At 61.7% G+C, this 12,094-nt stretch carries 10 protein-coding genes; 6 read left to right on the forward strand and 4 right to left on the reverse strand.

The window, feature by feature from the left end; genetic code table 11:
• Positions 1-130 precede the first annotated feature (130 nt).
• The 6 genes from AB4N85_RS08585 to AB4N85_RS08610 all read left to right on the forward strand — a co-directional run bounded on the left by AB4N85_RS08585 (position 131) and on the right by AB4N85_RS08610 (position 7,148).
• Complete coding sequence (locus AB4N85_RS08585) at positions 131-1,147, forward strand: AraC family transcriptional regulator (protein ID WP_252867595.1); 1,017 nt, start codon at positions 131-133, stop codon at positions 1,145-1,147.
• A 291-nt stretch (positions 1,148-1,438) separates the two neighbouring features.
• Positions 1,439-3,103: an AMP-binding protein gene (locus tag AB4N85_RS08590; protein WP_252867596.1), complete on the forward strand. Its 1,665-nt coding sequence runs from the start codon at positions 1,439-1,441 to the stop codon at positions 3,101-3,103.
• 18 nt (positions 3,104-3,121) lie between these two features.
• Complete coding sequence (locus tag AB4N85_RS08595) at positions 3,122-3,883, forward strand: SDR family NAD(P)-dependent oxidoreductase (RefSeq protein ID WP_236168831.1); 762 nt, start codon at positions 3,122-3,124, stop codon at positions 3,881-3,883.
• A 12-nt stretch (positions 3,884-3,895) separates the two neighbouring features.
• Entirely contained in the window at positions 3,896-5,089 is a 1,194-nt protein-coding gene (locus AB4N85_RS08600; protein ID WP_236168830.1) for an acetyl-CoA C-acyltransferase, read from the forward strand.
• 142 nt (positions 5,090-5,231) lie between these two features.
• A complete protein-coding gene (locus tag AB4N85_RS08605) occupies positions 5,232-6,359 on the forward strand; it encodes an acyl-CoA dehydrogenase (RefSeq protein ID WP_252867597.1) in 1,128 nt (375 codons plus the stop codon).
• A gap of 15 nt (positions 6,360-6,374) precedes the next feature.
• The gene (locus tag AB4N85_RS08610; protein WP_252867598.1) at positions 6,375-7,148 is read left to right on the forward strand and encodes an enoyl-CoA hydratase; all 774 of its coding nucleotides are present in this window, start codon (positions 6,375-6,377) and stop codon (positions 7,146-7,148) included.
• Between the two features lie 267 nt (positions 7,149-7,415).
• Here the strand turns inward: AB4N85_RS08610 and AB4N85_RS08615 are convergent, their stop codons facing one another.
• The 4 genes from AB4N85_RS08615 to AB4N85_RS08630 form a co-directional block, all read right to left on the reverse strand.
• Positions 7,416-8,567 carry an acyl-CoA dehydrogenase family protein gene (locus AB4N85_RS08615; RefSeq protein ID WP_041480377.1) on the reverse strand — a complete coding sequence of 384 codons (1,152 nt, stop codon included), beginning with the start codon at positions 8,565-8,567 and terminating at the stop codon, positions 7,416-7,418.
• 3 nt (positions 8,568-8,570) lie between these two features.
• A complete protein-coding gene (locus AB4N85_RS08620; protein WP_252867599.1) occupies positions 8,571-9,677 on the reverse strand; it encodes an enoyl-CoA hydratase/isomerase family protein in 1,107 nt (368 codons plus the stop codon).
• Positions 9,678-9,842: 165 nt separating this feature from the next.
• On the reverse strand, positions 9,843-10,529 hold the full coding sequence (locus AB4N85_RS08625; protein ID WP_252867600.1) for an HPP family protein: 687 nt from the start codon (positions 10,527-10,529) through the stop codon (positions 9,843-9,845).
• A gap of 155 nt (positions 10,530-10,684) precedes the next feature.
• Positions 10,685-11,863, reverse strand: a complete 1,179-nt coding sequence (locus AB4N85_RS08630) for an MFS transporter (protein ID WP_252867601.1) — start codon at positions 11,861-11,863, stop codon at positions 10,685-10,687.
• Positions 11,864-12,094: the final 231 nt, after the last annotated feature.

A 12,094-nucleotide genomic window follows, 5' to 3' on the forward strand; every position in this document is an offset into this window, starting at 1 on the left:
GCCTGTGACATTTGTTTATCTGACACACCGCGTTCGCGAGCAGGCTCGCTCCCACATTGGCCCTGCGGTGACTTCAGCAGCTGGGTTAAGATGCCCACCACCCAAAAAACAACAAGGTTCACCTCGCTCCATGGCAGAAAAAGACACCATTGCCATTCAACTGGTGCGCGAAGCGTTGCTGCAAAGCTGTGCCCCGGGCGCGGCGACGGATGAGGCGTTGAGCAAGGTCGGCATCGATCCGGCTTTGTTAGCGGCCGATGAGGGCAGGGTGCCGGCCTCGCAATACGCCAGACTCTGGCGCCTGCTGGCGCGACGCGGTGATGACGAGTTCTTCGGCATGGACCCGCGCCCGCTCAAATCCGGCAGCCTGGCGTTTTTGTGTCGCAGCGCCATGGCGCAACCGACGCTGGCGGCGGCGCTGGATACCGGTCTGACGTTCCTGTCGCTGATGCTCGAAAAACTGCCGGCGCAACTGGTGCATCAGCAGAGCCTGGCGGAAATCGTCCTGCTCGAAGACGACGCCGAACCGCGCCGCGCCTTCACCTATTTCACTTACTGGATGATCGTGCACGGCGTCGCGTGCTGGCTGGCCGGGCGGCGGATTCCGATTCTGGCGATTGAACTGCGCTGCGCGGAACCGGACTTCATCGACGATTATCGGGTGATGTTTTCGGAAAACCTGCGCTTCGAACGGCCACGTACGCGGATGATCTTTTCCGCCGATTGCCTCGATCTGCCGATCAAGCGCAGCGCCGAAGAACTCAAGCGCTTTCTCGCCCAGGCGCCGGCCAACATTCTGGTCAAGTACCGCGACCCCGACAGCCTGGCCAGCCGGATCAAACAGGATCTGCGACAGCTGCCCGCCGAGCAATGGCCGGAAACCGAGGCGCTGGCTCAGCAATTTTGTATGTCCGCGTCGACATTACGCCGGCGTCTGGCCGAGGAAGGGCAGACCTATCAGGGCCTCAAGGACAGCGTGCGCAAGGAGCTGGCAATCACTTGGCTGGCGGAGCCTTCGATCAGTTTTGTCGAGATTGCTGCACGGCTGGGCTTTGCTGATGCCAGTTCGTTCTACAAAGCGTTTCGCAAGTGGTCGGGGTCGAACCCAGGGCATTACCGGACGCTGATCCTCAATGAGGTGGTCTGACCCGACGCCTTCGCGAGCAGGCTCGCTCCCACATTTTTGAAATGCGTTCCCCTGTAGGCGCTGCCGAAGGCTGCGATCTTTTGATCTTGTACTTGATGGTAAAAATCAAGATCAAAAGATCGCAGCCTCGTTGCACTCGTCAGCTCCTACAGGGCATGCGGCCGCAACCTCTTGGCCAAACCAGTCAACCACGTTGATAGCTTTGACCATTGCCCCAAGGCCCGCGCGGCGCGACTATCCCTGTGTTGTTTACGGTTCCCAGCCTAATAAAAACACCGAGGGATTCTGGCAATGCGCGATTACTTGTCTGCCACCGAACAGTTCAACTATCAGCACACCGTCGATGCGTCGCTCAGCGGCACGCTGGCGGCACTCAACGCCTGCGTTGAATGTTGCGACCGCCATGCCTTGCCCGGGCGCATTGCGTTGTTCTGGGAAGGTCGCGACGGCTCAAGTGCGACTTACACCTTCACTGATCTGCAAGACAAAGCCGCGCGTTTCGCCAATTTCCTCCTCGCCCAGGGCGTGCAGAAGGGCGATAAAGTCGCTGGCCTGCTGCCACGCAACGTCGAATTGCTCATCACCGTGCTCGCCACCTGGCGCATCGGCGCGGTGTATCAGCCGCTGTTTACCGCATTCGGGCCGAAAGCTCTTGAACATCGCCTGAACAGCTCCGGGGCGAAGGTCGTGGTGACCGATGCGGTCAATCGGCCCAAGCTCAATGAAGTCAGCGCATGCCCGTCCATCGTCACCGTGGCCGGCGCCAAAGGTCAGGGCATTGTTCGCGGTGATTTCAGTTTCTGGGCTGAGCTGGCCAACTATTCCAATGTCTGCGAGCCGGTATTGCTGACCGGCGAAGACCCGTTCCTGCTGATGTTCACCTCGGGCACGACGGGGCCGGCGAAAGCGCTGTCAGTGCCGCTCAAAGCCATCGTCGCTTTCCAGAGCTACACCCGCGATGCGGTGGACCTGCGTCCCGAAGACGCGTTCTGGAACGTCGCCGATCCGGGCTGGGCCTATGGCATCTATTTCGGCGTCACCGGGCCATTGGCGCTGGGGCACCCGATTACCTTCTATGATGGCCCGTTCACCCTCGAAAGCACCTGCCGGGTGATCAACAAATACGGCATTACCAATCTCACCGGCTCGCCCACTGCCTATCGTTTGCTGATTGCCGGTGGCGAGGAGTTCGCCAGATCGATCAAGGGCAAACTGCGCATCGTCAGCAGCGCCGGTGAGCCGCTGAACCCGGAAGTGATCCGCTGGTTCGCCGATAACCTCGGCGTGGTCATCCACGACCACTACGGCCAGACCGAACTGGGCATGGTGCTGTGCAACCACCACGGCCTTGAGCACCCGGTGCATGTCGGCGCCGCTGGTTTCGCGTCGCCGGGCCATCGCATCGTCGTGCTCGATGAGCAGTACAACGAACTCGGCGTCGGTCAACCGGGCATTCTCGCCATCGACCGCCCGCAGTCGCCGATGTGCTGGTTCGGTGGCTACGAAGGCGCGCCGACCAAGGCCTTTGTCGGCAACTACTATCTAAGCGGCGACACCGTGGAGTGGAACCCGGACGGCAGCATCAGCTTCGTCGGCCGCAGTGATGATGTGATCACCACTTCGGGCTACCGCGTCGGCCCGTTCGACGTGGAAAGTGCCCTGATCGAACACCCGGCCGTGGTCGAGGCGGCGGTCGTCGGCAAACCCGACCCGGAACGCACCGAACTGGTCAAAGCCTTTGTCGTGCTGAGCGCGCAGTACCGTGCCGCGCCGGAGTTGGCCGAGGAGCTGCGCCAACACGTGCGCAAGCGTCTGGCCGCGCATTCGTACCCGCGTGAAATCGAATTTGTCAGCGAATTGCCCAAAACCCCGAGTGGCAAATTGCAGCGCTTTATCTTGCGCAACCAGGAAATCGCCAAGGCTCAAGAGGCCGCGGCGCACAGAGTTTCAGCTTGAATCCAAGGGAACACCGTCATGCAGATCGAGAACAAGGTTTTTATCGTCACCGGCGGCGCGTCAGGCCTCGGTGCCGCCAGCGCTGAATTGCTGGTCAGTGCCGGCGCCAAAGTCATGCTGGTCGACATGAACGCCGAAGCCGTCGCCGCTCAGGCGCAGCGCCTGGGTGCGCAAAGCGTGGTTGCCGACATCAGCAATGAAGCCGCCGCCGAAGCCGCTGTGCAGGCGACCGTTGCCGCATTTGGCAGCCTCAATGGCTTGGTCAACTGCGCCGGCATCGTTCGCGGCGAGAAAATTCTCGGCAAGAACGGCCCGCACGCCCTGAGCAGTTTTGCTCAAGTGATCAACGTCAACCTGATCGGCAGTTTCAACATGCTGCGCCTGGCTGCGGCGGCGATCGCCGAGAGCGAAGCCAATGCTGACGGCGAGCGTGGAGTGATCATCAACACCGCCTCGGTCGCAGCGTTCGACGGCCAGATTGGCCAGGCCGCGTACTCGGCCTCGAAAGGTGCGATCGCCAGCCTGACTCTGCCGGCCGCCCGCGAACTGGCGCGCTTCGGCATCCGCGTGATGACCATCGCACCGGGCATTTTCGAAACGCCGATGATGGCCGGCATGACCCCGGAAGTGCGCGATTCGCTGGCCGCGGGTGTGCCATTCCCGCCGCGTCTGGGCAAGCCTGCCGAATACGCCGCGCTCGTGCGCCACATCATCGAAAACAGCATGCTCAACGGCGAGGTGATCCGTCTCGACGGCGCCTTGCGCATGGCCGCCAAGTAAGGAGGATTAGTCATGACTATGTCCAATGATCCGATTGTTATCGTCAGCGCTGTCCGCACACCGATGGGCGGTTTTCAAGGTGAACTGAAAAGCCTCACCGCACCGCAACTCGGCGCGGCGGCGATCAAGGCTGCGGTCGAACGCGCCGGTGTCGCCAGCGACGCGGTTGATGAAGTGCTGTTCGGCTGCGTACTGCCCGCCGGCCTCGGTCAGGCGCCGGCACGTCAGGCTGCGCTGGGCGCCGGGCTGGATAAATCGACGCGCTGCACCACGGTGAACAAGATGTGCGGCTCGGGCATGCAGACCACCATCATGGCTCACGACATGCTGCTTGCCGGCAGTGCCGACGTGGTGATCGCCGGCGGCATGGAAAGCATGTCCAACTCGCCGTACCTGCTCGATCGTGCCCGCGCCGGCTATCGCATGGGCCATGGCCGCGTGCTCGATTCGATGTTCCTCGACGGCCTCGAAGATGCCTACGACAAGGGCCGCCTGATGGGCACCTTCGCCGAGGATTGCGCCGAGGCCAACAGCTTCAGCCGCGAAGCGCAGGATGCCTTCGCCATTACCTCGACTACCCGCGCGCAACAGGCGATCAAGGATGGCAGCTTCACCGACGAAATCGTTCCACTGACGGTGACCGTCGGTAAAGAGCAGGTGGTGATCAGCAACGATGAACAGCCGCCAAAAGCCAAACTCGACAAGGTTGCCTCGCTGAAACCGGCGTTCCGCGAGGGCGGCACGGTCACCGCAGCCAACTCCAGCTCGATTTCCGACGGCGCGGCGGCGCTCGTGCTGATGCGGCAGTCCCATGCGCAGCAACTGGGCCTCAAGCCGCTGGCGGTGATTCATGGGCATGCTGCGTTCGCTGATACCCCTGGGCTGTTTCCCACCGCACCGATTGGCGCGATCAAGAAACTGGTGAAGAAGACCGGTTGGGCGCTGGATCAGGTGGATCTGTTTGAAGTGAACGAAGCGTTTGCCGTGGTCGGCATGGCGGCGATGACGCACCTGGAGATTCCCCACGACAAGCTCAATGTGCATGGCGGCGCCTGCGCGCTGGGCCATCCGATCGGCGCCTCGGGAGCGAGGATTCTGGTGACGTTGCTCGCGGCACTGCGGCAGAAACAACTCAAGCGCGGCATTGCAGCGATCTGCATTGGCGGCGGCGAAGCCACGGCCATGGCTGTGGAATGCGTTTACTGAAGGCATCGCCGATCAACTGTGGGAGCGAGCCTGCTCGCGAAGACGTCGTTTCAGCCGGCACATGCGTGACTGATACACCGCTTTCGCGAGCAGGCTCGCTCCCACAGGGTTCAATGTCGTACTCAGATTTCAAGGAATCACCATGATCCCCAACGAAGACCAGACCCAGATCCGCGACATGGCCCGGCAGTTTGCCGAGGAACGGCTCAAGCCGTTCGCCGCCGAGTGGGATCGCGAGCACCGTTTCCCCAAGGAAGCCATCGCCGAGATGGCCGGGCTGGGCTTCTTCGGCATGCTCGTGCCGGAGCAGTGGGGCGGCTGTGACACCGGCTACCTCGCGTACGCCATGGCTTTGGAAGAAATCGCCGCCGGCGACGGTGCCTGCTCGACGATCATGAGCGTGCACAACTCGGTCGGCTGCGTGCCGATTCTCAAGTTCGGCAATGACGATCAGCGCGAGCGCTTCCTCAAACCGCTGGCCAGCGGCGCGATGCTCGGCGCCTTCGCGCTGACCGAACCGCAGGCCGGTTCCGATGCCAGCAGCCTGAAAACCCGCGCGCGGCTGGACGGCGATCACTACGTGCTCAACGGCTGCAAACAGTTCATCACCTCCGGGCAGAACGCCGGCATCGTTATCGTGTTTGCCGTGACTGACCCGAGCGCCGGCAAGCGCGGGATCAGCGCGTTTATCGTGCCGACCGACTCGCCCGGCTACAAGGTCGCGCGGGTCGAAGACAAACTCGGCCAGCACGCGTCCGACACCTGCCAGATTCTTTTTGAAGATGTGAAAGTGCCGGTGGCCAATCGGCTGGGCGAGGAGGGCGAGGGCTACAAGATTGCCTTGGCCAACCTTGAAGGCGGCCGCGTCGGTATCGCCTCGCAAGCCGTCGGCATGGCCCGCGCCGCGTTCGAAGCCGCTCGTGATTACGCCCGCGAGCGTGACACCTTCGGCAAGCCGATCATCGAGCATCAGGCCGTGGCGTTCCGCCTGGCGGACATGGCCACGCAAATTGCCGTCGCCCGGCAAATGGTGCATTACGCCGCGGCCTTGCGTGACAGCGGCCAACCGGCGCTGGTCGAAGCGTCGATGGCCAAGCTGTTCGCCTCGGAAATGTCCGAGAAGGTCTGTTCCATGGCCTTGCAAACCCTCGGCGGTTACGGTTACCTCAACGACTTCCCGCTGGAACGCATCTACCGCGACGTGCGCGTCTGCCAAATCTACGAAGGCACCAGCGACATTCAGCGCATGGTCATTTCGCGCAATCTCTGACAAGGAATTTTATTCATGACTTACGAAACGATTCTGCTGGAAACCCGCGACCGCGTCGGCCTGATCACCCTCAACCGGCCGCAGGCACTGAACGCGCTGAACGCGCAACTGGTCAGCGAAGTGAACCACGCGCTCGATACGCTGGAAGCCGATGCGCATATTGGCTGCATCGTCCTCACCGGTTCGAAAAAAGCTTTTGCCGCCGGCGCCGACATCAAGGAAATGGCTGAGCTGACCTATCCGCAGATCTACATGGACGATCTGTTCAGCGACAGCGATCGCGTGGCCAACCGGCGCAAGCCGATTATCGCCGCGGTCAATGGTTTTGCCCTCGGCGGCGGTTGTGAACTGGCGCTGATGTGCGACTTCATCCTGGCGGGCGACAACGCCAGATTCGGCCAGCCGGAAATCAACCTCGGCGTGCTGCCGGGCATGGGCGGCACCCAGCGCCTGACCCGCGCGGTGGGCAAAGCCAAGGCCATGGAAATGTGCCTGAGCGGGCGCATGATCGACGCGGTGGAAGCCGAGCGCTGCGGCATCGTCGCGCGGATCGTGCCAAGCGATGAGCTGCTTGATGAAGCGCTGAAAGTCGCCGCGGTGATTGCCAGCAAGTCACTGCCGATTGCGATGATGATCAAGGAGAGCGTCAACCGCGCGTTCGAGGTCAACCTGACCGAGGGCGTGCGTTTCGAGCGGCGGGTGTTTCATGCCGCGTTTGCGACGCAGGATCAGAAGGAAGGGATGGCGGCGTTTATTGCCAAGCGTGAGGCTGCATTCCAAGGCAAATAGTGTGTGAGCTTCAAAAGCCCCTCACCCTAGCCCTCTCCCCAGGGAGAGGGGACTGACCGCGTGATATGGGCGAATTACGCCGACCTGAAATGTTGCCGCTGAATCCGTAACCGACCCGGTCGGCTCCCTCTCCCTGGGGAGAGGGGACTGACCGCGTGATATGGGCGAATTACGCCGACCTGAAAGGTTGCCGCTGAATCCGTAACCGACTCGGTCGGCTCCCTCTCCCTGGGGAGAGGGCTGGGGTGAGGGGAAGGGCCAACGCCATTACAGCTGATAGTTCTTCAAATCCCGCGCAATCACCATCCGCTGTATCTCGCTCGACCCTTCATAGATCTGGGTAATCCGCGCGTCGCGGTAGTACTTCTCGACCGGGTAATCTTCCAGATAGCCATAGCCGCCATGAATCTGGATCGCCGACGAACAGACCTTCTCGGCCATTTCCGAAGCGAACAGCTTGGCCTGCGAAGCCTCGGACAAGCATGGTTTACCCGCCGTCCTCAGCCGCGCTGCATGGAGGATCAGCAACCGTGCGGCGTTGATCTGCATGTGCATGTCAGCCAGCAGATTGGCGATGCTCTGGTGCTCGATGATCGGCTTGTCGAATTGCACCCGGTCTTTCGAGTAGGCCAGCGCCGCTTCAAACGCTGCCCGGGCAATGCCCAATGCCTGCGCGGCGATGCCGATGCGTCCGCCCTCAAGGTTGGACAGGGCAATCGCCAGGCCCTTGCCACGCTCGCCGAGCAGATTGGCCTCGGGGATGCTGCAGTTGTTCAGCGTCACCGCGCAAGTGTCGGAAGCACGGATGCCCATCTTGTGTTCGGTGCGATCGACGATGAAACCCGGCGTGTCGGTCGGCACCAGAAACGCTGACAGGCCTTTCTTGCCCAAGTCCGGATCGGTTACCGCGAAGACGATCGCCAGTTTCGCCCGCTTGCCATTGCTGACAAATTGCTTGGCACCGTTGATCACCCATTGGCCGTCGCGCAGTTCGGCGCGGGTGCGCAGGTTGTGTGCTTCGGAGCCGGCCTGGGGTTCGGTCAGACAGAAGCAACCGATGGTCTGCCCACTGGCCAGGTCGGCCAGCCAGGTCTGTTTCTGTTCGTCGCTGCCGTAGTTGAGCACCGGGCCGCAGCCCACCGAGTTGTGAATGCTCATGAACGCGCCGGTCGCGCCGTCACCGGCAGAGATTTCCTCAACCGCCAGCGCATAGGCGACGTAATCGACGTAGGTGCCACCCCATTCCTCGGGCACGACCATGCCGAGCAGGCCCAGCTCGCCCATCTTAGCCACCAGGGCGTCGTCGATCCAGCCGGCCTTTTCCCAGGCCTGGGCGTGGGGTGCGATTTCGCCACGGGCAAAATCCCGGGCCATGTCGCGGATCATCACTTGTTCTTCAGTCAGTTCGAGATCGTGCATGACTCAGCTCCCGCTCTCATCAAAACCATGGAAGAAGCCCGCAACCTGCGCAGCGTCCAGCTCAGCGACGGTCGGCGGGTTCCAGCGCGGTGACTTGTCCTTGTCGATCAGCAGGGCGCGCACGCCTTCGATCAGGTCGCCACGGGCAAACCACTGGCGGTCCAGATGCAGCTCCAGAGCAAAGCAATTCTCCAGACTCAAATGTCTGCCGCGACGGAGCATTTCCAGGGTCACGGCCATGGCCAGCGGTGAGCGGGTTTCCAGCAGATCCGCCGTGGTGACCGCCCATTCATGGCTGTCAGCGACAGTGACGGCGCGCAATTGCTCGATCATGCTCGGCACGTCGGGCAGGGCAAAGAAATGGTCGATGGCCGGGCGCAACGCTTGGAGGGGCGCATCGGGCAGGGTTTGCACAGCGTGCTTGGCCAGCAGGTTCTGCAGCGACTTGAGCGGCGTGTCCTGCCACTCCATCTGGTCGAGCTTGTCGTCGAGCAGCGCCAGTTTGCTGCTGTCCAGGTACCAGTCGGCGAGGCCGCAGTACAGCGCATCGGCGGCGCGAATCTGCACGCCGCTGACGCCCAGATAAATCCCCAGCTCACCGGGGATGCGCGGCAGGAAGTAACTGCCGCCGACATCAGGGAAATAACCGATGGCCACTTCCGGCATCGCCAAACGGCTCTTTTCGGTGACCACACGCAGATCGGCGCCTTGCACCAGGCCCATGCCGCCGCCGAGGACAAAACCGTCCATCAGGGCCAGCACCGGTTTGCGGTAGTGATGAATGGTCAGGTCGAGGGCGTATTCCTCGACGAAGAAATCTTCGTGCAGCGTGTCGCCGCTTTTGTAGCTGTCGTACAGCGAACGAATATCGCCACCGGCGCAGAAGGCCTTTTCACCAGCGCCGCGCAATACCACGGCGTGAACATCGGCGTCAGACGCCCAGGCATCGAGCTGCTGTTGCAGCAGACGCACCATCTCGAGGGTGATGGCATTGAGGCCCGCAGGGCGGTTGAGGGTCAGGTGGCCGATATGATTGCGCACCTCGGCCAGCACGTCGTTTTGCATGGCATCCATGGACGGGGTCCGCCGGGATGAAGCCTGAGCTGTCATCAGTAACTCCCTGCTTTTATTGTCTTTATTCGAAAAGCCCGCGCGCGGGCGTTAGCGGATCGTAACAGTGCAAATTTGTCGTGTACAACGGGGATATGTGCAGGGGGAATCTGCGTTTTTCTCTTAGCGCCGCTGTCCGTGTAGGAGCTGACGAGTGCAAAGGGATCATCTGAACGTTTCGGTAATGCTGCGGCGCTTGGCGTGCAGTTCGCTGGCGTGAATCAGGCGTTCGAGGTCTTCGGGGGTGACGTCGATGAAGGCTTCCATGTCGGCCAGCGCCAGTTTCAGGTCTTCGGCGGTAATTGCCTGGCGGTCGATCGGGACCACTGGCGGAGCCGGGTCGGCAGCGCGTTTCGGATAGCGGATGCGGGTCAGGTTGTTATAGGCCAGCGCACTAATGAGCATGCACAGGGCGCCGAGCATTACCGGCTCCATGGCTTTCCAGTCCATGGCGATGGTCGCAGGGTCGGCTAGCACCAGCGTCAACGCCAAGGCGCCGGCCGGTGGGTGCAGGCAACGCAGCCAGCACATCAGAATCACCGCCATGCCGGCAGCAAGGCAGGCGCTGCCCAGCGTACGGCCAAGAACATGGGCGACCAGCAAGGCGACCACGCCAGCACACAGGTAGCCGCCAAGAATCGACCATGGCTGGGCGAGGGCGCCCGAGGACACCGCGAACAGCAGCACCGCCGAAGCGCCGAGCGGGCCGACCAGGTGAAACGCAACGTCATGGCCGAACACCTGCGCGCACATCCACACGCTGAACAGCGTGCCCAGGGCCATGCCGATCGCGGCACGGCTCCATTCAGTAGGGCGGGTGTTGATGGCAGCGGGCAACCAGCGAGCGAGCATGTAGAACTGATCCTTTACAAAATCCGGGGCAAAAAAAGGACTTGTCCGGCATATCCGGAAAGCCCTAGAAGCGTTCCAACATTGGGGGAGGAACGCGCGTAGTTTGCCGATCAAAATCGATGCTGACAAATTCATATAAATGCAGTTTTAGTGCACTATTTTTGCATTGAAGCGGTGCGCCGAGCGCTGACGAAGCACAGATAACCGCCCAGCGCCGCCAAGCCGCTCAAGGCGTAGAACATGCTTGGCGCAGGCGTGTGCATCAATAGAAAACCGCACATTACCGGGCTGGCAGCCCCGCCAAGCGCTGACAGGTTCTGCGCGCCGTAGTAGCTGCCGCGCAGTGCCTCCGGGGCGAGGGTGTCAACGAACAGGAAGTCGGCGGGGTAGATGATCATCTCGCCCAGGGTGAAGATGAACATCGCCACGCACCAGCCGAGCAGGCTGTCCGCCAGACTGAAACCGATCAACCCGACGATGAACAGCGCGGTGCCGCCGGCAATCCAGTGACGCAGGTGTTCGCGACTGAGCCAGCGACCCACCTGGTACTGCAGCAGGATCACCGTGATTGCGTTGCAGGCGAGCAGGGCGGCCATGGTGTCGAGCGTTTGTTGCTGGGTGTGGGTGACCAGCAGGTATTGCGACAGGTACAGCGTAAAGCGCCCGTGCACCAATGTGCTGAGCAGGCAACCGAGGGTGAACAGCACCATGGTACGGTCGTTTTTCAGGATCATCAGCGTGTCGAGGAAACTTTGCGGCGCACTGCCGGAACTTATCGGACTGGCATCCCTGGTCGCGCCGAGCAGCAGAAAAATACTGCCAATGGCGATCGCACCGGCAACGATGAACGGCGCGGACGGCTGCACCCCGGCAATCACCGCGCCAATCATCGGGCCGACGGCGTAGCCGATATTGGTCAGCGTGTAATTGAGGGAAAACGCCTTGACCCGCTGGCCCACCGGCAGCTGTTCACTGAGGGTCGCCTTGCTGCCGATCAAGAACAGCGCCGACGCGGTTTCGCTGATGATCAGCACCAGGGTGACCACATACAGATTCTGCGCGAAGGTCAGCAGGATCAGGCCGATACCGCTGGAGAGCATGGCCAGGATCAGCAACTGGCGCTTGTCCAGCTTGTCGATGATGTAACCGCCGTACAGCGACAGCAATGTTGCGCTGAACACGGCGATACCCAGCAGCAAGCCGACATCCTGCGAATTGAGGCCAAGCTTGTTGCTGAGGAACAGCGTCAGCAGCGGGCTGATCAGGGCGCGGCTGATGACCACGGTCAGCGAGCTGAGCATCAGCCGGCGGATGAAAGGCGAATAGATGGCCAAGGGAGGGGAATGTCCTTATTCGGGAAGCCTGGGCGAACGCCATCCTCTCTGGGCAGCCGCCACCGGTCAACCCCCATCGCCCCATGCACATTGTCCCTGTGGGAGCTGGCTTGCCAGCGATTGCGGTGTGTCAGGCAACATTTGAATCGGCTGATATTCCGTCATCGCTGGCAAGCCAGTTCCCACAGGGTCTGTGTGCAGTCCACTGCCATCACTGGCCACCAGCGAGCC

This window comes from Pseudomonas sp. H1_G08, assembly GCF_054681355.1.